The organism is Acinetobacter haemolyticus, assembly GCF_003323815.1.
In the GTDB taxonomy this organism is placed as follows: Bacteria; Pseudomonadota; Gammaproteobacteria; order Pseudomonadales; family Moraxellaceae; genus Acinetobacter; species Acinetobacter haemolyticus.
In genome coordinates this window covers 2,356,734-2,381,859 of sequence record NZ_CP030880.1, presented here as the reverse complement: position 1 = coordinate 2,381,859, position 25,126 = coordinate 2,356,734, and the positions used below count along the sequence as shown (strand labels likewise).

General features: G+C 39.4%; 22 protein-coding genes. 14 read left to right on the top strand and 8 right to left on the bottom strand.

Translation table 11 applies throughout. From position 1 onward, the window contains the following. Positions 1 to 22: 22 nt before the first annotated feature. Positions 23 to 718, bottom strand: coding sequence for an HTH-type transcriptional repressor FabR (fabR, locus tag DS737_RS10955; protein ID WP_004638372.1), 696 nt, complete (start codon positions 716 to 718; stop codon positions 23 to 25). 140 nt (positions 719 to 858) lie between these two features. On the opposite strand from fabR, the gene DS737_RS10950 reads away from it, so the two are divergent. After that, a complete protein-coding gene (locus tag DS737_RS10950) occupies positions 859 to 1,926 on the top strand; it encodes a ferredoxin reductase (protein ID WP_113997521.1) in 1,068 nt (355 codons plus the stop codon). A gap of 14 nt (positions 1,927 to 1,940) precedes the next feature. Then, positions 1,941 to 3,035: a fatty acid desaturase family protein gene (locus DS737_RS10945; protein WP_005091108.1), complete on the top strand. Its 1,095-nt coding sequence runs from the start codon at positions 1,941 to 1,943 to the stop codon at positions 3,033 to 3,035. Between the two features lie 46 nt (positions 3,036 to 3,081). On the opposite strand, the gene DS737_RS10940 is transcribed toward DS737_RS10945, so the two are convergent. Further along, a complete protein-coding gene (locus tag DS737_RS10940; RefSeq protein ID WP_113997520.1) occupies positions 3,082 to 3,549 on the bottom strand; it encodes a hotdog fold domain-containing protein in 468 nt (155 codons plus the stop codon). Positions 3,550 to 3,663: 114 nt separating this feature from the next. Between DS737_RS10940 and DS737_RS10935 the strand changes: the two genes are divergently transcribed. Then, positions 3,664 to 4,296, top strand: a complete 633-nt coding sequence (locus tag DS737_RS10935) for a TetR/AcrR family transcriptional regulator (RefSeq protein WP_113997519.1) — start codon at positions 3,664 to 3,666, stop codon at positions 4,294 to 4,296. A 49-nt stretch (positions 4,297 to 4,345) separates the two neighbouring features. Here the strand turns inward: DS737_RS10935 and DS737_RS10930 are convergent, their stop codons facing one another. Next, entirely contained in the window at positions 4,346 to 5,047 is a 702-nt protein-coding gene (locus DS737_RS10930) for an SIMPL domain-containing protein (protein ID WP_005091100.1), read from the bottom strand. A gap of 467 nt (positions 5,048 to 5,514) precedes the next feature. On the opposite strand from DS737_RS10930, the gene DS737_RS10925 reads away from it, so the two are divergent. Both DS737_RS10925 and DS737_RS10920 read left to right on the top strand, forming a co-directional pair. Continuing rightward, entirely contained in the window at positions 5,515 to 6,885 is a 1,371-nt protein-coding gene (locus DS737_RS10925; protein ID WP_004638380.1) for a diaminobutyrate--2-oxoglutarate transaminase, read from the top strand. A 3-nt stretch (positions 6,886 to 6,888) separates the two neighbouring features. Next, on the top strand, positions 6,889 to 8,421 hold the full coding sequence (locus DS737_RS10920; protein ID WP_004638381.1) for a pyridoxal phosphate-dependent decarboxylase family protein: 1,533 nt from the start codon (positions 6,889 to 6,891) through the stop codon (positions 8,419 to 8,421). A 74-nt stretch (positions 8,422 to 8,495) separates the two neighbouring features. On the opposite strand, the gene DS737_RS10915 is transcribed toward DS737_RS10920, so the two are convergent. Then, positions 8,496 to 9,548: an aromatic ring-hydroxylating oxygenase subunit alpha gene (locus tag DS737_RS10915; RefSeq protein WP_113997518.1), complete on the bottom strand. Its 1,053-nt coding sequence runs from the start codon at positions 9,546 to 9,548 to the stop codon at positions 8,496 to 8,498. Positions 9,549 to 10,099: 551 nt separating this feature from the next. Here DS737_RS10915 and DS737_RS10910 point away from each other — a divergent pair. From DS737_RS10910 to blp2, 6 genes are all read left to right on the top strand, one after another. Next, entirely contained in the window at positions 10,100 to 11,131 is a 1,032-nt protein-coding gene (locus DS737_RS10910) for a PstS family phosphate ABC transporter substrate-binding protein (protein ID WP_005081897.1), read from the top strand. Positions 11,132 to 11,229: 98 nt separating this feature from the next. Next, on the top strand, positions 11,230 to 12,609 hold the full coding sequence (pstC, locus tag DS737_RS10905; RefSeq protein WP_005081899.1) for a phosphate ABC transporter permease subunit PstC: 1,380 nt from the start codon (positions 11,230 to 11,232) through the stop codon (positions 12,607 to 12,609). Next, a complete protein-coding gene (pstA, locus tag DS737_RS10900) occupies positions 12,606 to 14,003 on the top strand; it encodes a phosphate ABC transporter permease PstA (RefSeq protein WP_004638386.1) in 1,398 nt (465 codons plus the stop codon). The genes pstC and pstA overlap by 4 nt, the downstream gene beginning before the upstream one ends. A 14-nt stretch (positions 14,004 to 14,017) precedes the next feature. Beyond that, positions 14,018 to 14,929, top strand: a complete 912-nt coding sequence (gene pstB, locus DS737_RS10895; RefSeq protein WP_017394722.1) for a phosphate ABC transporter ATP-binding protein PstB — start codon at positions 14,018 to 14,020, stop codon at positions 14,927 to 14,929. A gap of 269 nt (positions 14,930 to 15,198) precedes the next feature. Beyond that, the gene (sohB, locus tag DS737_RS10890) at positions 15,199 to 16,161 is read left to right on the top strand and encodes a protease SohB (RefSeq protein WP_004638388.1); all 963 of its coding nucleotides are present in this window, start codon (positions 15,199 to 15,201) and stop codon (positions 16,159 to 16,161) included. A 244-nt stretch (positions 16,162 to 16,405) separates the two neighbouring features. Continuing rightward, positions 16,406 to 18,838, top strand: a complete 2,433-nt coding sequence (gene blp2 / locus DS737_RS10885) for an Ig-like repeat protein Blp2 (RefSeq protein WP_113997517.1) — start codon at positions 16,406 to 16,408, stop codon at positions 18,836 to 18,838. 29 nt (positions 18,839 to 18,867) lie between these two features. Here the strand turns inward: blp2 and DS737_RS10880 are convergent, their stop codons facing one another. Both DS737_RS10880 and DS737_RS10875 read right to left on the bottom strand, forming a co-directional pair. Then, positions 18,868 to 19,515: a DUF2238 domain-containing protein gene (locus tag DS737_RS10880; protein WP_113997516.1), complete on the bottom strand. Its 648-nt coding sequence runs from the start codon at positions 19,513 to 19,515 to the stop codon at positions 18,868 to 18,870. Between the two features lie 38 nt (positions 19,516 to 19,553). Continuing rightward, positions 19,554 to 19,904 carry a hypothetical protein gene (locus DS737_RS10875; RefSeq protein ID WP_004638391.1) on the bottom strand — a complete coding sequence of 117 codons (351 nt, stop codon included), beginning with the start codon at positions 19,902 to 19,904 and terminating at the stop codon, positions 19,554 to 19,556. A 142-nt stretch (positions 19,905 to 20,046) separates the two neighbouring features. Between DS737_RS10875 and DS737_RS10870 the strand changes: the two genes are divergently transcribed. Beyond that, positions 20,047 to 20,445, top strand: coding sequence for a hypothetical protein (locus DS737_RS10870; RefSeq protein ID WP_005091087.1), 399 nt, complete (start codon positions 20,047 to 20,049; stop codon positions 20,443 to 20,445). Here DS737_RS10870 and rsmD read toward each other — a convergent pair. After that, positions 20,442 to 20,990, bottom strand: coding sequence for a 16S rRNA (guanine(966)-N(2))-methyltransferase RsmD (gene rsmD, locus DS737_RS10865; protein WP_005081910.1), 549 nt, complete (start codon positions 20,988 to 20,990; stop codon positions 20,442 to 20,444). The genes DS737_RS10870 and rsmD overlap by 4 nt on opposite strands. After that, a complete protein-coding gene (gene mrdA, locus DS737_RS10860; protein WP_113997515.1) occupies positions 20,990 to 22,975 on the bottom strand; it encodes a penicillin-binding protein 2 in 1,986 nt (661 codons plus the stop codon). The genes rsmD and mrdA overlap by 1 nt, the downstream gene beginning before the upstream one ends. A 241-nt stretch (positions 22,976 to 23,216) precedes the next feature. Between mrdA and DS737_RS10855 the strand changes: the two genes are divergently transcribed. Then, the gene (locus DS737_RS10855) at positions 23,217 to 23,735 is read left to right on the top strand and encodes a hypothetical protein (RefSeq protein ID WP_005081912.1); all 519 of its coding nucleotides are present in this window, start codon (positions 23,217 to 23,219) and stop codon (positions 23,733 to 23,735) included. A gap of 61 nt (positions 23,736 to 23,796) precedes the next feature. Next, positions 23,797 to 25,110: a hypothetical protein gene (locus tag DS737_RS10850; protein WP_004638396.1), complete on the top strand. Its 1,314-nt coding sequence runs from the start codon at positions 23,797 to 23,799 to the stop codon at positions 25,108 to 25,110. Positions 25,111 to 25,126 lie beyond the last annotated feature (16 nt).

Here is a 25,126-nt window from a genome sequence, read left to right as displayed (position 1 = left end):
TGTAAATTGTGATAGACATGGATTAACGAATACTGGCTTCATCCAAATGTCGAGCACCTTCTAAGATCATTCGAATCATGATCATAGTCTGTTCTGCAACCTCGGTTCGTTGTTCAACAGGGAGGTCGAGTACTTTAGCACCCATATTAAATACCAATTGAGTGATCGCTTTGGCTGCAATGTCGGCATGACTCATTTTACTATTATTCATTTGTTCTAAACGAATCAAATCTTCTTGTAATTCTTGTTGAAAGAAATTGAGTTGACGATCAACCGCAGCTTTATAAGAGGTTGAGCCAGTATAACTTTCACGTAGCAATAGACTGAGATTTCCTTCATCTGCATCTAATTGCTGAATGAAGACCTCGACAGAACTTCGGATAATACTTTGTTGTAAAACTGCTTTTAATCGAGCTTCACGAATAATTTTACGCAGAACCAAACCTGCACGATCAATTAATGCAATCGCAAGCTCGTCAATATCTTTAAAATGGCGATAGAAGCTATTAGGTGCAATACCTGCTTCACGTGCGATCTCTCGCAAACTCAATGAAGCAATGCTTTTTTGTGGACCGATCAGATTCAAAGTTGCTTGGAATAACTCTTCTCTTGTAATTGTTGCTTTTCTGCCTACTGAACGCACAGGAGCTTTCATTGGAATGACATCTTGGTCATTTAATGTGTCAGTGTTGAGCTGTGAAAAAGAAGAATGAACCATTGTTTTCAAAATATAAGTAAGCTAATTCAGAGTATAGCGGTTGTATTTGAACTTGTGAAACATAAATTATTATACACATGTATATATACAAATAAATATACATGTGTATAATAACTACAAAACAACCAGAGTACCTGCTCATGTATGCAATCGAAAAGAGAAATTCTCTATTCAATTCATTGGCAAACAGCGTAATGAACAGCCATGATGCCAATTTTTGGTTACAGAAAATCAATCCATTGTGGTCTGTAAATCAACCTTTAGCCCAAATCGTAAAAAAACAAATAGTGGCAAAAGATACGGTCAGTCTAATTTTAAAATGCAATCGTCATGTTCAGCGTGGGATGGCAGGACAACATCATCCGATTACGGTTGAAATTGCTGGACGTCATTACGAGCGTACTTATAGTTTGATGCAAGTGGATGCAGAACATCTTTGCTTGACGGTGAAAAAAGTTGATCAAGGTCTTGTTAGTTCATGGCTTGTTGAGAAATCTCGGATAGGCGATATCGTTCGTTTAGGGCAGCCTTATGGCGATATGCAACAGCATATTCAAAGCCCAAATTTATTGTTACTTGCAGCAGGCAGTGGCATCACACCGATGTTGAGTTTGATTGAAGCACTATGCCAATCTAAGCAATTGAATACGGTCAATGTTCAGTTAATGTACTGGGTTAAAACCTATGAAGATGCAGCATACGCTGAGTATTTAAAAGAAGTTTCAGAAAATTTTGCAAATTTCAGCTATCAAATTCTTTATACCCAAGAACAAGACCAGCGTTTAAATCAAAATCATGTTGATCAATTAACCAAGTTGAATCAAACCACAGTTTATGCATGTGGTCCTTCTGGCTTTGTGGCAACCGCAGAGACATTATTCGTAAATGCTGCATTCATCCAAACCGAAGCATTTAGCTTAAGTCAATTTGAACATGATGCGACAGATACAGGTTTTATTAATGTCACATTAATTCAGTCCAATAAGACTGTGGCAATTCCCAAAGGTCAATCGATCTTAGCCAGTTTAGAACAGCAAGGCATCAAGCCAAACCACGGTTGTCGTATGGGAATTTGTAATAAGTGTGCTTGTAATAAAGCGCAAGGTGCGACAAAAAATCTACTTAATGGTTCAGCCAATCATGAACCATCTCAGCTATTAAAAATTTGTGTAAATTCTGCTCAATCTGATCTTGTGATTGATCTATAAGCGAGAAAATGATTATGAACATGCCTGTTAAAATTCAATATTTTAAAAACCCTAAAAATCGTGATTTAACTGCCGCAGAGTTAGAAGCTTTTGCACGCGAATTGGATCAAATCAAACAAGATGTGTTAAATGATTTGGGCGAAAAAGATGCGAAATATATTCGTCGTGTTTATTCAACCATTCGCTATAGTAGCTTTTTAGGACGTGCACTGTTATTTGCAGGTTGGTTTCCGCCAGCATGGTTATTGGGAACAGGTTTATTAGGTTTTGCCAAGATCATGGAAAACATGGAGTTGGGACACAATGTCATGCATGGTCAGTATGACTGGATGAACGATCCTAAATTTAATGGTCAAACCTACGAATGGGATACGGTAGGGACTTCAGATAATTGGAGACAAACACATAATTACAAGCATCATACTTATACCAATATTAAAGGTATGGATGATGATGTTGGCTATGGCGTATTTCGCTTATTTCCAGAGCAGCGTTGGACGAAGTTCTCCGTGATTCAGCCATTATATATCTTGCCTTTCAGTCTGTTATTCCAATGGGGTGTTGCAATTCAAAATCTTGAATTAGGCAAACTCGTGTATAAGCGCAAAACTATGGATGAGTTTAAGCAGGAATGGCGACCTGTTAAAAAGAAAATAGGCAAACAATTATTTAAAGATTATGTATTTTTCCCATTGATTGCGGGGCCGTCGGCAATTCCTGTATTTGCAGGAAATTTGGTTGCCAATGGCATACGTAATGTTTGGACATTTAGTATTATTTTCTGTGGTCACTTTACCAAAGATGCAGAAGTTTTCCCGAAAACAGTTTTACAAAATGAAAGTCGTGGTCATTGGTATATGCGCCAAATTCGTGGGTCATCAAATCTCACGGGATCAGAGGCATTTCATATTTTAACAGGGCATCTCAGTCACCAGATTGAGCATCACCTATTCCCAGATATCCCTGCACGTCGTTATCGTGAAGTCGCACCAAAAGTGGAAGCTGTATGTAAAAAATATGGCCTAAATTACAATAATGCGAGTTTCGTAAAACAATTTGGTGAAGTGGTTGGTCGTATTTTTAAATATGCATTGCCATTTAAAAAATAATCTTTAAATGTGAAAAGCCCCGAACTTGTGGAGTTCGGGGCTTTTTTTATTTTTTCTTTTTAGAAATCCACATTGTGATTTTTGCATGGAACACTTTTTCATTGGCTGTATCAAATACGTCAACATTCACAAGATATTCGCCCGCTTTGTCCCAATCATAGTTTTCTTCAACAGGTGAGGCAATTGCGATCAAATTAGTTTCTGCTTTTTTCAAATATTCAACAGTCATGCCTTTTGGTATCCAACGGTGGCTAGGAGGTACCGTAACTTCTGTCATCGTTCCGCCTGCTAATTCAGCCATGTTGCACATCGCAATCGCATGCACAGTACCAATATGATTGAGTACCGAACGTTTTTTCTTAATCGATATTTTGCAGTAATTGGGTTTTAGTTCTTCAAATAATGGAGCAATACTACTGAAATAGGGGGCTTTAAGACAAAGCATGCGTGTAAATGTCCATTTGCCAGCAGGAAAAGCAGAAGCTTTATTCCATAAGTCTAAAGTTGAAGCCATTTGATAATATCCTAATTAAACAAAATTTAATTCTTTTACAGAATATAATTCTGTTTACAAGTTGTGGTCAAGTCATACACAATAGTTCCGACGATCGGTGAACTTGAATTGAATATGGAAACGGCTCAGCAATTATTGGAAAGATTGTATCCTCAGCGGAGATCTTTATTAAAAAGACAGATATTGTTGGATGCATTGTCCTGTTTTCTTGACTATGGATTAGATGCAACCAGTATTGAGATGATTCGAGAAAAGTCTGAAAGTAGTGTAGGTGCGATTTATCATCATTTTAAAAATAAAGAGGGTGTGATTGCAGCACTGGTTTTTGCCGCTTTAGAAGATCAAGCTTGCTTACGAGATCGATATTTAGATGAGGCAAAATCACTACAAGATGTAATTTTTGCACTGATTTATAGCTACGTTGATTGGGTATCTGATCAACCAAAATTCGCAAAGTTTTTATTATTAGCGCATTTCAGTGTTATGCAAAGTGAATATAAACAGGCATTAAGCGATAAAAATAAAACAAGAAATCAAAATATTATGGCTCATGTTTCACGACACGCTGATTTTGAATCATTGAAAAAAATACCGATTGAATTGATGATGTCATTGGTGATTGGTGCATCAGAAAGTTATTGCCGCGCTTGGTTATCTAAAAAAGTGGTTGCTGATCCCAAAATGTATCGGGAAGTGCTAGCAAGAGCTGCGTGGGATTCTTTGCAGAATCTTGCCCAGACCAAATGAAGAAAAGGCATATCAATATGCCTTTTCTTATTCAAATATCGAGTACAAATTATTTAAACTGAATACTCCCATTCGCGTTGACCGTAATTTTTGATTCACCTGCTGCCATATCTTGAGCAGGGGCAGCTTCTGCCATCGCAAATTTAGCCATCCCACCACGCATCACAGGTTGAGGGAAATAGTTGCTGGTATTCAAGTTTAAACTGACCAAATTATATTGAGCTTTGTTCCATGCTTGAGTAATGGCTTGTGCTCGTTGTTGGAAATTTTTAGATGCTTCAATCATCAACTCATTTTCAACTTTTTTACGCTGTTCATCTGAAACAGTAAAGTTAATGGATTGAGTTTGGAAATTTTGTTGTAACTCACTAATGAGCTGGCTTGCTGCTTTAAAATCTTTGCTCTCCAGTTGGATCTCAGCACGAGCACGCCATTCTTTCAATTTTCTACTGTCATTGTCGTAGATTGGGTAGGTACTTTGAGCGCCAGTTTCAACTTTAACTTGAGTGTATTTGCGAGCAATTGCTTGTGCTTGATTCATCAATTGGTTGATTTGATTAGAGAGTTCAGCAGGCTGCTTGTGGCTTTTTTCAATATAAAGCACGGCGCGCATTTCATCATTTGCAACTTGTCGCGAAGCATCTGCTTGAATGTTAACGATGTTGTAGTTTAGTTTTTCTGTTTCATGGGCAAAAAGTGTAGGACTCAATGTTGCTCCAAGTATCATGGTTGAGAGAGCTAGAGTGCGCATAAAAAATTCCTTAGAATTTGGTACTGAAGATTTATTTTTTCAACTTTGATATTAAAAAGAAGTCGTGAGTAACATCAGCATATTTTGTGGTGGATTTGTAATAACTTAGTGTGATCTTGCAACTGAGAAATAAAATAAAAAATATTTAAAAATCAGTTGTATATCTTGTGTAATTTGACCATTTATCTAAAAATAAATTTCATATTAAAAAAAGCTTACTTTCTTTCTCTTGTCACATAGTATGATGATAATCCATCATACTTAATTGAAAGAATTTTTTTTTCAATAATATTAGATGAATCTAAGACATAAAATTGTTTATTTTCTTTGAAAATTAGGTATCATCTCGCTCCTAGTTGAAAGATATAAAATTTTGTGTCTGCGCTAGATTCAAACAAGCACCGAGTCAAAGGACCAAAAGTCACCAGACTTATTTCTTTTACCCATATCAGAGATGGTAATTCGATATGAGCGTTACTTCCGTAAATCCTGCCGCTAATGCAACCAACGAATATTATTTGACTCGCCAAAGTCAAATGGAATCGAATGTTCGTAGTTATCCTCGTAAACTACCGTTGGCAATTGCAAAAGCACAAGGCTGCTGGGTTACTGATGTTGAAGGTACAGAGTACCTTGATTGTTTAGCTGGGGCAGGAACATTGGCTTTAGGTCATAATCATCCTGCGGTGATTCAAAGTATTCAAGATACATTGGCAAGCGGTTTGCCATTGCATACTTTAGACTTAACGACTCCTTTAAAAGATGCGTTTACAGAAGCACTTTTGGCACACTTGCCGGGTGGTAAAGAAGAATATTGCCTACAGTTCTGTGGTCCTTCTGGTGCAGATGCGACTGAGGCAGCAATTAAACTTGCAAAAACTTTTACTGGTCGCAGTTCAGTGATCAGCTTCTCTGGCGGTTATCATGGTATGACTCACGGCTCATTAGCAATGACAGGTAATTTGTCTGCTAAAAATGCTGTGAATGGTTTAATGCCTGGTGTTCAATTCATGCCATATCCGCATGAATACCGTTGCCCACTTGGTTTAGGTGGTGAGGCTGGTGTTGATGCATTAACGTATTTCTTTGAAAACTTCATTGAAGATGTTGAAAGCGGTGTAACAAAGCCAGCTGCTGTCATTCTAGAAGCAATTCAGGGTGAAGGTGGTGTGGTAACTGCGCCAGCGAAATGGCTACAAAAAATTCGTGAAGTGACTGAAAAGCACAATATCGTTTTAATTTTGGACGAAGTTCAAGCTGGTTTCGCACGTTCAGGAAAGATGTTTGCCTTTGAACATGCTGGGATTGAGCCTGATGTTGTGGTGATGTCAAAAGCTGTTGGTGGTGGTCTTCCATTAGCTGTGCTTGGTATTAAGCGTAAGTTTGATGCTTGGCAGCCAGCAGGTCACACGGGTACTTTCCGTGGTAACCAATTGGCGATGGGCACAGGCCTAATGGTTTTGAAAACCATTAAAGAGCAAAATCTTGCGCAAAATGCACAAGAGCGTGGTGATTTCTTACAAGCAGAGTTTAAGAAACTTGCACAAGAATTCCCATGTATTGGTAATGTGCGTGGTCGTGGTCTAATGATCGGCGTTGAAATCGTCGATGAGCGTAAACCAGCAGACCATATGGGTTCGCTTCCTGCTGATGCACAATTAGCTGCGGCAATTCAAACTGCATGTTTCAACAATAAGCTATTGTTGGAAAAAGGTGGCCGTAACGGTACAGTAATTCGTTTACTTTGCCCATTGATTATCAACCAAGACGAATGTGTTGAAGTGATTGCACGCTTCAAAAAGGCAGTTGCGGAAGCATTAAAAGCAGTACGAGGCTAAACCATGGTTGATTTTGCAGAACATCGTAAAGCGTTACTCTGCAATGATGCTCAATCTATTGCTGACTATCAGTCAGCAATGGGCGAGGCGGTACAAGCCGTTTCAGCATGGTTGCAAAACGATAAAATGTATACAGGTGGTAGCATTAAAGATTTGCGTGCAGCAATATCTTTTAATCCATCGAAAGAAGGTTTAGGCGTACAGCAGTCTTTGCAGCGTATGGTTGAGTTATTTCTCAACAAAAGCTTAAAAGTACATCATCCGCATTCACTGGCACATTTGCATTGCCCAACGATGGTGATGAGCCAAATCGCGGAAGTGTTAATCAATGCGACTAACCAATCAATGGACTCATGGGACCAAAGCCCAGCAGGTTCATTGATGGAAGTTCAGTTGATTGATTGGCTACGCCAAAAAGTGGGTTATGGTGCAGGTCAAGCAGGTGTGTTTACTTCAGGTGGAACACAGTCTAACTTGATGGGTGTATTACTTGCGCGCGACTGGTGCATTTCGAAAAACTGGAAAGACGAAAATGGTAAACCATGGTCTGTTCAGCGTGATGGTATCCCAGCCGAGGCGATGAAAAACGTCAAAGTGATTTGTTCTGAAAATGCACACTTTTCTGTGCAAAAGAACATGGCAATGATGGGCATGGGTTTCCAATCAGTTGTCACTGTTCCTGTGAATGAAAATGCACAGATGGATGTTGATGCGCTAGAAAAAACCATGGCACATCTTCAATCAGAAGGCAAAATCGTCGCTTGTGTAGTTGCAACAGCGGGTACGACAGATGCTGGTGCGATTGATCCACTCAAGAAAATCCGTGAAATTACTAATAAATTTGGTTCATGGATGCACATTGATGCTGCTTGGGGTGGTGCACTGATTCTTTCAAATGACCATCGTGCAATGCTTGATGGAATTGAATTATCAGACTCAATCACGCTTGATTTCCATAAGCACTATTTCCAAAGTATTAGCTGTGGCGCTTTCCTGTTGAAAGACGAAGCAAACTATCGCTTTATGCATTATGAAGCGGAGTACTTAAACTCTGCTTATGATGAAGAACATGGTGTACCTAACCTTGTGTCTAAATCTTTACAAACGACTCGTCGTTTTGATGCATTGAAATTGTGGATGACGGTTGAAGCATTAGGTGAAGAGCTTTATGGTTCAATGATCGATCACGGCGTGAAATTAACACGTGAAGTTGCAGACTATATCAAATCAACAGATGGTCTTGAGCTGTTAGTTGAACCGCAGTTTGCGTCAGTGCTGTTCCGTGTCGTGCCAGAAGGTTATCCTGCTGAGTTTGTTGATAGCTTGAATCAAAACGTTGCAGATGAATTGTTTGCACGTGGTGAGGCGAATATTGGTGTGACCAAAGTGGGTAATGTTCAATCTTTGAAGATGACTACATTAAGTCCTGTTGCAACGCTTGAAAACGTACAGAACTTGCTTGCACTTGTGCTTGCAGAAGCTGATCGAATCAAAGACTCAATTGTTGAAGGTACTTATGTACCACCAATTGTGTAGTTGCAGTTTGGTTTACTAATAAAAACGAGGTCTTTAATGACCTCGTTTTTATTTATGAATGTTCGAAAATAAAGTCAGGCTGCAAAAATTGGACTAAATCCCATTTTTCGGAGCAGTTTACGGTACATGCTAGAACTACGATCTGCTGGGAAATGTGCTTCCATAGATAGGTCTAGTGGTAGATATTCAGGTTTTTGTGTTTCAACAATGAGACGATCTTCTTCAAAAATTTCTAAATTGAATTTATAAGCCTCTTCGACAGGTAAGTCTTTATCATAGTTACGACAGATTGGTGCAAATAAACGCGTTTGACGTGCAGATACAGGACTAGCCGCATTCATAATCACTTGCTTGCTATCATTCGGAAAGTGGATCGTCAGTGTTGCAGTAAAGGGGAGGCTGATTTCAAAATGCCTTAACCACTGAAAGCCTTCTTGCCCACGCTGATCCATACCAATCGGGTAACGACCAACACTACTGATATAATCGGCATCAAAACCGTAGGTTGTCTCTGTCGTCGTGTAATCTGGTACTTCAACATTATCTGGGTCTCCAAAAGTATCAGGATGTACCCAAGCAAAATGAGCCACATCAATAAAACCTTCAAGCTGTCTTCCTGCAAAACAATTGAGTTCTACAGAGGGGCACACCAATTGTTGAAAGTCAGAATGATCCCAATAAGGCATTTGTGGAATGGTGGGTAACACATCTTTATTTGCCGTGAGATTGCACCAGATCAACCCATATTTCTCGATAGCAGCATATGTCTTTAAATGAAAGCGTTCAGATATTTTGTGTTCTGGGTGGGCGGGAATCCGATTACATTTTCCATTTTCACCAAAACGTAAACCGTGATAGCGACAGACGACACCAAGACCATCATTACGGCCTAAACTCAATGGAACACCACGGTGTGGACAAGCATCTTTGGCAACTATAAGCTGATCTGACATTTTGTAAATCACCAATGGCATATCCAGTAATGTAGCGGCTGTGGGTTGTTCGCTAATGTCACGTGCTAAAGCAATTGGATACCAATGTTGGGCAAGTAAATGCCAATCATGCTCTGAAAATGTCATGTGAATGGGTAAATCAGGATTGAAGGTCGCGATGGCTTTAGTATTCATGATCTCTTCTTTCTATTCGTTTAAATTGAATATAGATCAATACACTGTTCGAATAAATTTCAATAAACTGAATGATGTGTTGATACTTTTAGAACACGACTTAGATTTAGATGAATCCATTTGGATGATCATAGTTCACTCTAAGCTATTATGATGTCTAAGTTTAAGAGCAAGGGCTATGGTGAGGTGTCGATGTTTAATCAGTCTGTCACATGATTGAATCGGCAAAATGCTTGAAATGTTACTCAGCATAGCTTTTTTACAATCAAAGATGATTTTGTTCTAAAAAATTAAATATAAGTTGCATTAAAAGAATTAAATATTACAATTTTAATGATACCTGTTTAGGTTATAAGGATATTTTTAATTCTTTTAGTTATTGATATTTAATAACATTTAATTAAATTTGATGCAATACATCAATTATCATCAAAGCGTCACAAAGTTGTAACTTATTTGTCATATTATCTAATCAAAATGCAGTTAACCAAAGTACAACACTTGAATTTAAAAGAGTTGTAAATCAAATTGTATAAATGAGAGAAAACAATATGCGCTTAAATCCACGTAATCTCGCAATTGCATTAGCTGTAACTGGGGCAACTGTAGCAACGACTGCAAACGCAGCTCGTGATACGATCCAAATTGCTGGTTCTTCAACTGTCTTGCCTTTTGCAAGTATTGTAGCGGAAGAGTTTGGTAACACTTTCCCACAATTTAAAACACCTGTAGTTGGTTCTGGTGGTTCTTCAGGTGGTTTGAAACAGTTCTGTCAAGGTGTAGGTGATAACACGATTGATATCGCGAACTCTTCACGCCCAATGCGTAGTAGCGAAGTACCTACATGTGCAAAAGCAGGTGTAAATAAGATTCAAGAAATCAAAATTGGTTATGACGGTATTGTTTTCGCGTCAAACATTAATAAAGCAGCATATAAATTAAAGCCTTACCATGTATTTACAGCGATTGCTGCTGAATTACCATCAAATGGTAAGATGGTTCCAAACCCATATACACATTGGAACCAAATTGATAAATCACTTCCAAATGAGCCAATTACATTAGTTATTCCTGGTTCAAACCACGGTACGCGTGAAGTTTTCCAAGAGAAAATGGTAGATGCAGGCTGTGAAGCTTATGAATACATCAAAAACTTAGATAAAGATGCTCAAAAGAAAGCATGTACGACATTCCGTCAAGGTGGTCGAGTTATTGAAATTGCGGGTGACTATACAGAAACACTTGCACGTTTAAGAACAACTCCAAGTGCTGTAGGTGTGTTTGGTTTGAGCTTCTATGATCAAAACCGTGACAAGCTTCGTGTGGCAACTGTAAACAATGTTGTGCCATCAGAAGCAACGATTTTAAGTGGTAAATACCCAGTATCTCGTCCTTTATACTTCTATGTAAAAGGCGAGCACTTAAACTCAATTAAAGGTTTACCGCAATACGTTGAGTTCTTCTTGAATAAAAGAACTTCAGGTAAAGGTTCTAAGTTAGAGCGTGCTGGTTTAATCCCACTATCTGATTCAGAGCGCGCAAAAATCCTTGCTGATTTTAAAGCAGGTAAAGTGTTTAAATAATATCGAGTAAATCGGGCTGGTGATATTCATATCATCAGCCTTTTTTATCAGGCTAAGTTTTTTCAGATGAAAACAATCGAGAAAACAGTGGAGATCGCATGAATCTGCTAATTATCGGTGTGTTGTTGGCCCTAGTGGCAATCGCATATCAAATTGGGTTACGTAAAAGTCGTAATCTGGCAGGTAAGGGGAATAACTCGGCTTTATTGCATTCGCGTCCGGGCTATTATGGTGCTATGGTTGCGTTATGGTGTGGTATTCCAGCCTTTTTAATTCTGTTAATTTGGAACATGGTTGAACCAACTATATTAAAACAAATTGTATTTAATCATATTCCTGCCGCAGTGAATGCGAACCTAGATGAAAGTAGTCGTTCAGTTTTATTTAGTCGTGTACAAGCGATTGCTTCAGGTTTTGGGGTAACTGATCAAGCTGCAGCTTATGAGCTTGCCGCAGCTAAAGAGTTGGCTAAATTTCAGAGTGTTGGTACTTTTGCTAAAGTTGCAGTGGTGATTAGTGCTGCATTGGCGGGTCTAGCTTGGGCAAAGAAAACAATCAGTCAACAATACCGAGCGCGTAATCAAGTTGAACGTGCGATTAATGTCGGTCTAATCTTATGTTCCAGTGTGGCGATTTTAACCACGATTGGAATCGTATTGTCGATGTTCAGTGAAGCTTTACGCTTCTTTAATTTTGTTAGTCCATTCGATTTCTTTTTTGGTACTGTGTGGCAGCCTGGATTCAGTCAGGTTGGTGAGGCAACTGGCAGTTACGGTTTACTCCCATTGCTTTGGGGTACGTTAATGGTCAGTGGGGTCGCTCTTTTGGTTGCGGTGCCTGTTGGATTAATGATTGCGATTTATTTGGCTGAATATGCTCCACCGCGATTACGTGCATGGGCGAAACCAACGATTGAGGTTTTGGCAGGTATCCCAACGATTGTGTATGGTGTATTTGCGTTAATGATCATTGGTCCATTCTTTAAAATGTTTGGGGATGCGATTGGGTTAAACATCAATGCAACGAGTGCTCTGACTGCTGGTTTTGTTATGGGGATTATGATTATCCCATTTGTGTCTTCTTTATCGGATGACATCATTACACAAGTGCCGAGATCATTGCGTGATGGTTCTTTGGGCTTAGGTGCGACTAAATCAGAAACGATTCGTCGAGTGGTAATGCCCGCTGCGCTACCAGGGATTGTTGGTGCATTCTTACTGGCTGCTTCGCGTGCGATTGGTGAAACCATGATCGTGGTGTTAGCTGCTGGTAATAGCCCAGTTTTACATGCGAATCCATTCGAAGCTGTTGCTACGGTTACGATGACGATTGTGACGCAGTTAACCGGGGATTCTGACTTTGCAAGCCCGCAAGCACTTGTGGCATTTGCACTTGGTTTGACCTTATTTGTAATTACATTGGGTCTCAACATTATTGCACTGTACATTGTACGTAAATATCGTGAGCAATACGAATGACTTCATCCAATACATCTCCTGTGGATCAGAGTCCTGCATTTGATCCGCAAGCAGCGCAAGAATTACGTGCAGAGCGTAGAGCAAGAATTCAAAAGTCACTTGCAAAACGTCATCGTAAAGAAAAGACATTTCGTTTCTTAGGGTTTTCAGCAGTGATGCTTGGCTTAGCATTTGTTGCATTGCTCTTTGTAAGTATTTTATCGAAAGGTCTACCTGCATTCTGGCAAAACACAATCACTATTCCTGTATATTTTGACCCTGCAATTATTGATGCGGGTGCGCCACCAAAGCGTCAAGCAGGGGAAACACCTGCTCGTTTCCAAGAAAGATATGTTGAGTGGCAAACGCAAATGGGAATGGCAGACTGGGATGCTTTAATCACGAATGCGATTGTTAAAAAAGATCCTGCGGTTGCGCCACAGCGTGATGAGTTGATTGGGATTTATACTAGTTCCGAATCTTATCGATTACGTGATATGGTATTTGCTAATCCATCATTGATTGGTAAAACTCAAGATATTAAGATCTTAGCAGATGCCAATATTGATGTCTGGTTGGCAGGTAATATCGATCGCTCTCTCCCAGATGAACAGCAACAATTAAGTCCTGAATTACGTCAGCTAGCTGATCAGTTAAAAGCAGATGGCGTGATCAAAAATACTTTTAATACTGACTTTTTTGTAAATCCTGATTCGCGTAGTTCTCCTGCAACCAGTGGTTTAGCGGGTGCATTCATGGGCTCGTTGTTTATGATGCTCATCGTGATCTTGATTTCGATTCCAATTGGTGTTGCAAGTGCGGTTTACTTAGAAGAGTTTGCACCAAAGAATGTGATGACTGATATTATTGAAGTCAACATCAACAACTTGGCAGCAGTACCTTCGATTGTATTCGGTTTATTAGGTGCAGCAATCTTTATTGGCTGGATGCATTTACCAATCTCAGCACCATTAGTGGGTGGTTTGGTATTAAGTTTAATGACACTTCCAACAGTGATTATTACAACACGCGCATCACTAAAAGCCGTTCCTCCTTCGATTCGTCAAGCTGCTCTAGGTTTAGGCGCATCAAGAGTTCAAACCGTTTTCCATCATGTTTTACCGTTGGCTTTGCCAGGTATTTTGACGGGAGCAATTATTGGTGTTGCACAGGCACTAGGTGAGACAGCACCACTCTTATTAATTGGTATGAGTGCTTTCGTTGCGAGTGTGCCAGCTTCGCCATTGGATCAATCTACAGCATTACCTGTACAAATTTTCTTATGGCAGGGCAATGAGCTACGTAACTTCTTCGAAGGACGTACCGCAGCGGCGATTATTGTGCTGCTTGCCCTGATGATTGGTTTAAACAGTCTTGCAATTTGGTTACGTAAGAAATTTGAAGTACGTTGGTAATCGGAGATAACATGATGAATACTATTGATACCACGAACTCCTTAGAAAAGGATAAATCAGTGAATCCACAGCAAACTCAATTTACATCGTCGGAAACACCAGCTCAGCAGGAAACAGCGTTTGTTGCACAGTTTGAAACTTCTGCCAAAGCAAAAAATCCGTCGCATGGTGATGTGAAGATCAGTACTCAAGATGTGCATGTGTACTATGGTGAGACTGAAGCGATTAAAGGCATCGATTTAGATATTTACCAAAATGAAGTCATTGCATTTATTGGTCCATCAGGGTGTGGTAAATCAACCTTTCTTCGTACCTTGAATCGCATGAATGACACGATTGACATTTGTCGTGTCACAGGCAAGGTGACTTTGGATAGCCAGGATATCTATGATCCAAACTTAGATGTTGTATTATTGCGTGCACAAGTGGGTATGGTATTCCAAAAACCAAACCCATTCCCAAAGTCAATTTTTGACAATGTTGCTTATGGTCCAAAATTACATGGATTGGCTCGTAATAAATATGATCTAGAAGAGATCGTCGAAAATAGCTTACGTAAAGCGGGTCTATGGGATGAGGTTAAAGATCGTTTGAATCAACCTGGTACAGGTTTATCTGGCGGTCAACAACAGCGTTTATGTATTGCACGTACGATTGCGGTCAGCCCAGAAGTCATTTTGATGGATGAACCATGTTCAGCACTTGATCCAATTGCGACTGCAAAGATTGAAGAGTTAATTTCTGAACTTTCTGAGCAATATACCATTGCAATCGTAACTCACTCGATGCAGCAAGCAGCACGTGTTTCTGATCGTACAGCGTATTTCCACTTGGGTGATTTGATCGAAGTAAACTCAACTGAAAAAGTGTTTACCCAGCCTGATCATCAACTTACAGAAGCCTATATTACGGGGCGTTTCGGTTAATATCGAACTGTATTTATAAAAGAGCCTGAGGGCTCTTTTTTATTGATTCAGAGATTCTATTGTTTAAATATAACCTGTTTTGGTTGAGATAGAATCATGTTGATGTCGTAGGTCGATATGAAATTTTAGTCTGTACACTTGAAGAAAGTTTCTCCGAATTCAGCGTGTATATAGATGAAAATGAATCTATTTTGCAAATTCACTATTGAATTTTTATTGAACAGACCGCATCTTAGTGCAATAAAGCCGAACTAAAGAGCACATATTTTATGTTATTCCATTTACCTAAATTTCCTGCTGAAATTCGTATTAGCCATTTAAACGCGCGTGTAAATGAACAAAGAAAAAAGATTGCGCAGACTACAGCTTCTCGTTTGGAATTATTGCAACTTGTTCAACAACTTGCAAAAGAAGCAAAAGTACGTAAAAAGAATGATAAGAAAATATATGTCTTAGATTTTAAAGGGGATATGCAGGCTTCCGCAGTCGATACGATTCGTGAAGAAATTACTCTGATTCTAGCGACGGCAAAAGCAGGACATGATCGTGTTGTAGTGCGTTTAGAGAGTCCTGGCGGTATGGTTCACGGTTATGGTCTTGCTGCTGCACAATTGGTTCGTTTACGTGATGCGGGCTTTCATGTGACGATTTGTGTGGATAAAGTAGCTGCTAGCGGTGGCTACATGATGGCATGTATCGCAAGTGAAATTATTTCAGCGCCATTTGCAGTCGTTGGATCAATTGGTGTGGTGGCACAAGTACCTAATTTCAATCGCTTACTCAAACAACATCATGTAGATTTTGATCTATACACGGCTGGTCAATATAAACGTACAGTCACCATGTTTGGTGAAAATACGCCTGAAGGTAAAGCTAAATTTGAAGAAGAATTACAACAGACACATGTTCTCTTCAAACACTTCATCGAAAAATATCGTCCTCAATTAGATGTTGAAAAAGTTGCAACAGGTGAGCATTGGTATGGCGAAGATGCACGTCAGTTAAACTTAGTGGATAAGCTTCAGACCTCAGATGAATATTTACTTGGTTTGTTGTCGCAACATGATGTCTATGTCATCAATACGCGCAAGCGTCCAACGTTTGGTGAAAAGCTTGGATTACAAGCAGCACAAATGGCTGAAAATCTTATTCCAACTGTCATGGGTAAGTTGGCCGATAGTTTAGCTAAAGCAAATAGCAGTTTGGTACAAATGCGTGATCCGAAATTCTAATTGGATGGATTGTATTGGAAACCAGTCTTAAATAAGGCTGGTTTTTTTATAAAGAAATATAATTATTTTCAAAAATAAAACTTTAAAGATTTTAACAAATGGTCAGCTAAATAAAAGCGACAAAACTTGCTTTGAGATGATTGTTCTTATAGTGATCATTTGATACTTTAATTGCTGGATTAATAACTTAATTATTCATTAATCGATAAATCTTAAAAATTATAATGGATCAGTGAGCATAATAATGACGAACGTTGTCGTTTCTTCAAAGAAAAATTTAATGACTTTACAAGATGCGCAAATGAAAGAAGTGATTTTAAATCAGCCTTCTATTGTACAAATTGGTATAACTCAAGCAGATGTAAAGTCAATTACAAAGCAAGGTAATGATCTTGTCATTACATTGAAGAATGGAGAAAAGATTGTAATCAGTGACTTTTACAATGAGAATGGTACCAGTGAACATAGTTTAGCACTTGTAAAAGCTGACGGAACGTATGAAGTTGCACAGTTTGATCAGTCTGGTGAGTTTATCCGTTATGTGCCTGCAACCCAGTTGTCTCAATTTGCTTACACTCAGCCACCAACGCAAACGCCAATGAACCAAGATGGATCAGATGATTTTGGTGTTACAAAGTCACAACTGATGAAAGCTGGGTTGGTTGCGCTTGCTGCAGAAGGAATTTACCTATGGGCAGTAAAGGATGATGATAAAAAATCAGATTCTAAAGTTGTTGAGAAGCCAGCACCAAAATTAAAAGCAACATTAGCAACAGATGATTCACAAACTATCACTGTTAAAACTGATGCAAATGTAGTTATCCAGATTAAAGATTCATCAGGAAAATTAATTGTTTCGGCACAGGCGGATGCACAAGGAAATTATATATTTAAGTTATCAAAACCATTACCACATGGAGAGAAGCTAACTGTTATTGCGATAAATAATGATGGTAAATCGACAACGAGTGAAGTGATTGGGACTAAAGATGTAACTCCTCCTGATGCACCAATCGCACAGCTGAATGCAGATGGTACGATCGTAACGGGTAAAACCGAGGCAAAAGCTAAGATATTAATTCGTGATGCGACGGGTAAGGTGATTGCAAGTGGGCAGGCCGATGATCAAGGAAACTATACGGTAAAACTTGATCAGGTGTTGACTGATGGTAATAAAGTGAGTGTTGTTGCTGTAGATCGTGCTGGCAATGTTTCACAAGGTACCTCTGTGACTGGTACGAAAGATACGATTGCACCTGATGCACCAATCGCACAGCTGAATGCAGATGGTACGATCGTAACCGGTAAAACTGAAGCAAATGCCAAAGTATCTATTTTTGATTCTGATGGCAAACTCTTAGGGACAGTTAAAGCAAATAAAGAAGGCTTGTACTCGATACAAGTTACTCCACCACTGACTGATGAAAAAGGCGGGACTGTGATCGCCGAAGATGCTGCTGGTAATAAGTCTGAAGCATCAAAAGTGATTGCCGGTAAAGATACAACGCCTCCAGAACAGCCCTTAGTGGAAGTAAATAAAGAAGGTTCAGTTATCCAAGGTAAGGCTGAGGCCAATGCAAAAGTAGTGATTAAAGACGCCGATGGAAAAGTCATAGGCAGTGGTACGGTTGATGCGCAAGGTAAATTTGAAGTAAATATTTCCCCAGCTTTAACTGATGGAAAAAAAGGTACGATTACTATTGAAGATGCAGCGGGTAATCAGTCTAAACTCGTCGAAATTAATGCAGGTAAAGATACAATTGCACCTGATCAGGCAACTGTACAAATTAATGCGGCTGGAGACACCATAACAGGTACGGCTGAAGCCAATGCAAAAATTGAAATTAGAAGTGCTGACGGAAAAGTGATCGGTACTGGTACAGTCGGCGCTGATGGCAAATTTACGGTTACTGTTTCACCAGCTTTAACAGATAAAAACAGCGGAAAGGTTTATGTAATTGATGCGGCTGGTAACCGTTCAGTTGAAGAAAATGTTATTGGGAATAAAGATACTATAGCGCCAACAAAACCTGTATTAGAAAAAGTTATGGATGATGTTGGGGCGGTGAAAGGTCCAATTAGTACAGGGGGAAGTACGGATGATGCAAGACCAACATTATCTGGAAGAGGGGAAGCCAAAGCTGTATTAACCATTTATGACAATGGGCAGCCGATTGGGACCGTTACTGTTGGTAATGATGGAAAGTGGAGTTTTGAAATTACTCAAGATTTAGCCTTGGGATCTCATAAAATCACCCTAACCCAAACAGATGCGGCGGGAAATACCAGTGAAGTGAGTGATGCATTTAATTTTACAGTAGTTGCTCCTGTAACAACTAACACCTTGGCTCAAACAGAATCATTTGAAACACAGCACGCTGAAATCTCACTTGCGGATTCAGTTGATTTGGAAAAATTACTTGCTAATACTGAGGCGAGTGCACTTTCTTTCAATCAACTTGAAACGATTGCGCTAGATGAGGTCATGATTTCATCGGATCAACATTCTAATCAATTGGATGATGTGCTGGATCAACTCGTTCCAGAGCAAACTCTAGTTCCATCAGATACAACTGTATCGGATACTGGACTGAGTACCGTGTATACAGATTTTTCACAGACGATTAAATCTGATCCTTTTGCATTATTCGATACGGTTCAGCACCCAGTGATTTAAATCATTCGGTGGATTCGACAAAAAGGTATTTATGTTGATGTTTTTGCATGGGTATTTGACGTTTGATAATAATACCCGATGCCCATAAGTAATGCACCGATGGTTGCCAAAAACATATCTTTATGTGCATCCCACATATCGCCTTGTTGCCCATTATAATTTTCTGCATCTTCGGGGGATAGTCCGATGGATAGCCCCCATTCAAGTAGCTCGTAAATCATACTGGATGCCATAACAAATTGGAGAACCAATAAAAATAGGGTGAAGGGTTTTGCTGATGGAATCCAAACTTGAAAACAACGATAAAAAAATGGGTAAAGCAATACACCATAAGCAAAATGAACTAATCGATCATACATGTTACGTGACCATCCCATACTTTGATTTAAATCAAAAGCAAAGAGATCTAGAAGCCACTGATTATATGGAACATAAGAATATAAATAATGTGCTCCAATGATGTGAATAAATAGGAAAGTTAAATATAAAAAAAAGCTAAAAAAGCTGATGCCGATTTTTCTCATTGTAACGATGAGAGCAATCAGCATGATGACCGTGCCTGCTTGGTGTAATAGATAAGACTCAAATTCTAATGGATTGATACTAGCGATGATGATAAAAAGCAGCACCATTGCAAGGGCAATATAATGTTTTAAACTAAATTTTTTTTCGATCATGCCATATCTCAAATGAGGTCTAACACCGAGTTTGGATCTTATTCAGCATCATCTATGCGGATGGTTTGTTTCGCTGAAGAGATACCGCCAAGTGCCTGACACGCTTGTTTATATAATTGATATTTTTGTTGTACAACTTCATCTAAGGGGATGTCAAAGAGATCTTCACCATTTTTATACTGTTCAATATAAGAACTGGCTTTTTCTTTATTTACCGCAAGAGATTGTTGGTGGAAACTAGAAATAGATGATGATGCCAGTTGATTGGTTTCAATATTACTGCATTCAAAATGTTGAAAGATTTTTTCTGCGCGTTGTACTTCATTTGATTTCCCAAACAGACAGCCAGTTAAAGTTAGCATAGCAACAAGTAAGAAAAAAAGTTTCATGTTATTTAAGGTGAAATTCTAAAGACGGTATTATGGTATATAACATTCATTTTATAAAATAATAATTTATGTCTAACATAGTAAAATTTATTTTAGGCGTTATGCTATCTCTATCCTTGATCCCAAATATTTTGAATTAATGATGCAAGTTTTTATCTGTGGGCTACTGTTGCTTCTATCCAGTTATACCTATGCAGAGGATTATAATTTTTTTGCAGAAATCAAAGATGATTCAGAGGAGCTATTTGATTCTGCTTATCCTCAACAAAGCAAAACTGATTATTCTATTTTGCATAATATGTTTTTTCAGGATGAACGTTGGCGTATCTACAATTATACCGCTTATCAAACCAATCAATTCAACCATAAGATGTTGACAGGAGAGACACAGAGCCTCTCCTTAGATGATTTTTCCATTTCATTGGGATATGGGATTGTGTATCAGTTTAACTCGAGCAATCGAATCGGCTATGAGTATCTGTCCAGTTTCCCATTTGATCGAGGGCAATTAATTCGTTTTTTCTGGTTACGCCTATTTTAAATTTTCTTTTGGTATAACGCCGCTCGAACTTGTCCAGCTTTGGTTTCTTTTATTTTTTGCCATGATGCAGGTAACTGGATTTGGGATAATTCGCGGTCTGCCTCAACATAGATATAAGCGTTATCTTTAATCAATCGATCAGCCAACGTTGATAACTCTTGCCATAAATCGAGGCTATAAGGTGGATCGAGAAATACAACATCAAATTGTTCAGTTAATTTGTTTAATGCTTGTTGAGCTGTGCTGATAATGAGGCGACAGTTTTGAGCTTTGAGTAGCTGAAGGTTGTCTTTTAAATAACGTGCTTGTGTGGTATTCGGTTCGATCATGACCACTTGTGCTGCACCACGTGATAGTGCTTCAAAGCCAAGAGCACCTGAACCACTGCACAGATCTAAAACCTGTGCATTTTGGATATCCCACATTAACCAATTAAATAAGGTTTCCCGCACGCGATCTGGGGTAGGGCGTAAACCCTCGATACTGGCAAATGGTAAAACACGTCGTTTCCATTCTCCACCAATAATACGTAGCTGATTCTTCATTATTCTGAAATTCCATCGGCAGATTGAGCTGGTTGATCCGTTGGTGGTGCAGGCGTAGTTGTTGATACATTTCCACTCGGTAACTCACCTGGTTTGATACCTGCGGTCATTAGACCACCGCTGATTTGGTGATTGGCTGGTCTTAGTGGTTCTGTCTTACGTTTAACTAGCCAATAGTCAAAAATTGGGCGTGCAATTTGTGTTGCAGCACCACCACTTCGACCATTTTCCCAAACGACTGCAATGGCAATTTCTGGATTTTCAGCAGGGGCAAAACCTACAAATAGACCATGATCGCGCTGACGTTCAGAGAGTGCAGCTTCGTTATAACGCTTGCCCTGTGCAATACTTTTCACTTGAGCGGTACCTGTTTTACCAGCAATCGAATATTGCAAACCGCTTTTGATTCCTCGGCCAGTCCCTGATTGAATGACATCAACCATTGCTTCACGCATTTTTACCCAGTCATCGAGTGTGCCATTAAATTGAATTTGTCCATCAGGTGCGTTGTGAACATCATGTTTCTTTGTACCTTTGGTCTCACGTAATACATGAGGGGTTACATGTGCACCTTGATTGGCTGTAATTGCTGTTGCCATTGCCAATTGAAGTGGTGTCGCTGTAAAAGCACCTTGTCCAATACTCACAGAAATGGTTTCACCCTTTAACCATTTGGCATTACGGGTTCTCATTTTCCATTCAGGACTTGGATATAGGCCAGTACTTTCACTAGGTAAATCAATTCCTGTTTTCTCACCAAAACCGAATTGGCGCATCCACTCATTCATTTTTTCAATGCCCATACGATAAGACAAGACATAGAAATAGGTATCACAAGAAACGATTTGAGCTTTGTGCATATTGACTAGTCCATGACCGCTTTTCTTATGGTCACGGAAGCGGTGGCTATCTCCAGGTAGTGAGAAATAACCAGGGTCGGAAATCGCTGTGTTCCAATCCACTAAACCATAATGAATGCCGCCAAGGCCAAACATTGGCTTAATCGTTGAACCCGGAGGGTATACACCTTGTACTGCACGGTTAAATAATGGTTGATCAGGGTTGTCACGTAATGACCCATAATCGTTGTAACTAATGCCTGTGACGAACAGATTAGGGTTAAAGCTTGGGCTAGAAACGAGAGCTAAAATTTCACCTGTACGTGGATCCATCGCGACAATTGCGCCACGTCGTCCAGCCAATTGTTCCGATGCAATAGTTTGTAAACCATAATCCAAGGATAAATATAAATCATTGCCACGCGTTGGATCTTTGCGTCCTAGCTTACGAAGCACATTACCGTGTGCATCGGCTTCAACAGATTCATAACCTGGATGTCCATGTAGTAATTCTTCGTAGCTTTTTTCTACACCGATTTTCCCGATTAGGTTTGTTCCTGCATATAAGTCTTTATCAATCGCCCTTAATTCTCGGTCATTAATACGTCCAACATAGCCTATGACGTGTGCAAATAATTCGCCAAATGGATAATAGCGTGTCATTTGCGTTTCAATTTTTACGCCGGGAAATGCATATTTGACCTCACTAAATTTAGCAATATCGGCTTCATTTAAATTGAGTTTGATCGCAATACGTTCAGTTTTTCGGGCAGTTTTGACACGACTTTTAAAACGATCCACGTCTTCTTGTGTCAGGCTTAATACGGGAATGAGACGTTCCAATGTATCATCAATATCACTGACATCAGTGCGGCTAAGCGTGGCAGTAAATACAGGATAGTTATCTGCCAATAAAATGCCATTACGGTCATAAATATAACCACGCGCAGGTGGCAGTGGTTGCAAACGAATCCTGTTCTTATCTGATGCTGTTGTAAAATCATCGTAATGAACAATCTGTAAATATGCATAACGACAGATCAGCAACAGTAAAAAAGTTGCGACAACAAACATTGCAAAGAAAATTCGACCCTTATAAATGCGCTTTTCTTGTTGCATGTTTTTTAAAGGAAAGTGCTGTTTCATAGGGTATCGACTTAATTACAAGATTGAGAGAATACAAAGACTGAATATTTTAACGTAAGTTGCATGATCTTACTGTAGAATTTTCAACGAATCATGCAAATGTTTGATTGACCGTTTTTGACTTTGCAGACATTAAAATTGTACGGTCTTGTATATTAGAAGCAAAATAATTCTGTTAAAGTCACAAACGGCTTGAGATAGGACATACCAATACACACTCTTAGGGAAAATGGAGAAAATAATGAGAAAAATTTATCTTTTACTCGCGGTTACGGCAGTTAGTGGTTTGGCGCATGCTGAAGGAAACTCATTTCTTCCTGAAGCGAAATTGACAGATGCAAAGGTTTCAACATGGAATGTTGGGGCAGGTTTCACTAAAAAACTATTACACGCCAATTTGGAGTGGGTAAACCCTTATGGAATCGCCTATGCTAAAGCAGGTGCATTCATGAATGATGACAATCCTGCGGGTGGGCAACTTGGATTTCGCTATCCGTACCACCTAACAGGTACAGATAAAAATGGTTATTACATCGGAGCGTATGTTGGCCATATTGAAAGTAAGCAAATAGATAATGAAGAAAAAGCGCGCTTAGGCGCGGGTGTCGATCTTGCGTTCGTGTGGTTGAATTCGGAACGTATCAGTACCTTTAGTGTGGGAATTGGAGCAGGTGAGCGTATGAAAAATGCGAATGGTGATCTCATAGAGAAAACAGAACCTACAATTCAATTCTCTTATACCTTAAGTTTTGGCTTATAAGTGTGAACAAGTTGTTTAACGCCGATGAGTCATAATGTATCAATAATTCTGAGAGTCATGCATGTTTGATTACGTCAATGAATTGTGGCAGATTTTTTTAGCTCGTCCAGATTTTTGGGCAGTCCTCAGCATTATCCCCGTCACTGCTTTTGTGACATGGGCGCACGTGTGGATGGCTTTAAAAATGGTGTTCTACCCAATTAAATTTTGGGGATTTCACTTAGGGCCATTGCCCGTAGGATGGCAGGGCATCGTGCCACGCAAAGCAGGGCGTATTTCAGGCATTATTACTGACAATACACTATCAAAATTGGGTTCATTGCGTGAATTTTTGGAGGCGATGGATCCTGAAGACATGGCAATGATCATTGGTGAGCAAGTTGGATTTGAACTTGAGCACTTGATTGATGAGGTGATGATTGATCGAAATGCGGTGCTATGGGAAAACCTACCGTATTCGATTAAACGTCGTATCTATGCCCAAGCACATAAACAGTTACCAAATACACTGAAAGAATTGGTGACTGAACTGACCATGAACGTTGAGTCATTGGTCGATATGCGTGAAATGGTCGTGAGCCAAATGGAAGGTGATCGCCGTTTAATGGTGCGTATGTTCCTTAAAGTTGGCCAAAAAGAAATTAACTTTATTTGGCATATCAGTGCATTGATCGGGATGTTCTTTGGTATTTTCCAAATGATTGTTTGGTTCATTGTACCTTGGCATTGGACAGTTCCATTTTGGGCGGCGATTTGGGGCTTCTTGACCAACTGGATCGCGATCTGGATGGTATTCAATCCGATTGAACCACATCCGATTCGTTATCCTCAGATTTTCCGTTTAACCAAAGACCGTAAATTCCCTTGGATTGTGCCTGTACTTAAGATTGGTACTTACAATGTGCAGGGTGCATTTATGAAACGTCAAGAAGAGGTTTCGGATGTATTTGCCAGTGTCGTAACAGAAGATCTGATTACATTGAAGTCGATTATGACTGAAATGATGTATGGTAGTAAAAAAGATAAAACGCGCCGTATCGTTAAACGTCATATCAATGAAATTATGGAAACACCTTTGGTGCGAACATCATTGCAATTATCTTTAGGGCCAAGAGAGTATGCTAGACTAAAGACCGACTTGATTGATCGTTCGATTGAAATTACCATGGGTCCAGTATGTGATCCAGCCTTGAATGCAAGCCGTGCACAGAAAATCTTTCAAATGTTTAGAGATCGAATTCGTGAACTGACGCCGAAAGAATTCCAGAACTTATTACGCCCTGCATTCCAAGAGGATGAATGGATTTTAATTGTACTGGGTGGTGTAACTGGTTTCTTCGCTGGTTTAATTCACTTATTTGTTGCTTTCTTATAATTAATTTGATGTTGGT

Coding starts and splice junctions, on each gene's coding strand:
- fabR (WP_004638372.1), bottom strand. CDS start 718: ATGGTTCATTCTTCTTTTTCACAGCTCAACACTGACACATTAAATGAC.
- DS737_RS10950 (WP_113997521.1), top strand. CDS start 859: ATGTATGCAATCGAAAAGAGAAATTCTCTATTCAATTCATTGGCAAAC.
- DS737_RS10945 (WP_005091108.1), top strand. CDS start 1,941: ATGAACATGCCTGTTAAAATTCAATATTTTAAAAACCCTAAAAATCGT.
- DS737_RS10940 (WP_113997520.1), bottom strand. CDS start 3,549: ATGGCTTCAACTTTAGACTTATGGAATAAAGCTTCTGCTTTTCCTGCT.
- DS737_RS10935 (WP_113997519.1), top strand. CDS start 3,664: ATGGAAACGGCTCAGCAATTATTGGAAAGATTGTATCCTCAGCGGAGA.
- DS737_RS10930 (WP_005091100.1), bottom strand. CDS start 5,047: ATGCGCACTCTAGCTCTCTCAACCATGATACTTGGAGCAACATTGAGT.
- DS737_RS10925 (WP_004638380.1), top strand. CDS start 5,515: ATGAGCGTTACTTCCGTAAATCCTGCCGCTAATGCAACCAACGAATAT.
- DS737_RS10920 (WP_004638381.1), top strand. CDS start 6,889: ATGGTTGATTTTGCAGAACATCGTAAAGCGTTACTCTGCAATGATGCT.
- DS737_RS10915 (WP_113997518.1), bottom strand. CDS start 9,548: ATGAATACTAAAGCCATCGCGACCTTCAATCCTGATTTACCCATTCAC.
- DS737_RS10910 (WP_005081897.1), top strand. CDS start 10,100: ATGCGCTTAAATCCACGTAATCTCGCAATTGCATTAGCTGTAACTGGG.
- pstC (WP_005081899.1), top strand. CDS start 11,230: ATGAATCTGCTAATTATCGGTGTGTTGTTGGCCCTAGTGGCAATCGCA.
- pstA (WP_004638386.1), top strand. CDS start 12,606: ATGACTTCATCCAATACATCTCCTGTGGATCAGAGTCCTGCATTTGAT.
- pstB (WP_017394722.1), top strand. CDS start 14,018: ATGAATACTATTGATACCACGAACTCCTTAGAAAAGGATAAATCAGTG.
- sohB (WP_004638388.1), top strand. CDS start 15,199: ATGTTATTCCATTTACCTAAATTTCCTGCTGAAATTCGTATTAGCCAT.
- blp2 (WP_113997517.1), top strand. CDS start 16,406: ATGACGAACGTTGTCGTTTCTTCAAAGAAAAATTTAATGACTTTACAA.
- DS737_RS10880 (WP_113997516.1), bottom strand. CDS start 19,515: ATGATCGAAAAAAAATTTAGTTTAAAACATTATATTGCCCTTGCAATG.
- DS737_RS10875 (WP_004638391.1), bottom strand. CDS start 19,904: ATGAAACTTTTTTTCTTACTTGTTGCTATGCTAACTTTAACTGGCTGT.
- DS737_RS10870 (WP_005091087.1), top strand. CDS start 20,047: ATGCAAGTTTTTATCTGTGGGCTACTGTTGCTTCTATCCAGTTATACC.
- rsmD (WP_005081910.1), bottom strand. CDS start 20,990: ATGAAGAATCAGCTACGTATTATTGGTGGAGAATGGAAACGACGTGTT.
- mrdA (WP_113997515.1), bottom strand. CDS start 22,975: ATGAAACAGCACTTTCCTTTAAAAAACATGCAACAAGAAAAGCGCATT.
- DS737_RS10855 (WP_005081912.1), top strand. CDS start 23,217: ATGAGAAAAATTTATCTTTTACTCGCGGTTACGGCAGTTAGTGGTTTG.
- DS737_RS10850 (WP_004638396.1), top strand. CDS start 23,797: ATGTTTGATTACGTCAATGAATTGTGGCAGATTTTTTTAGCTCGTCCA.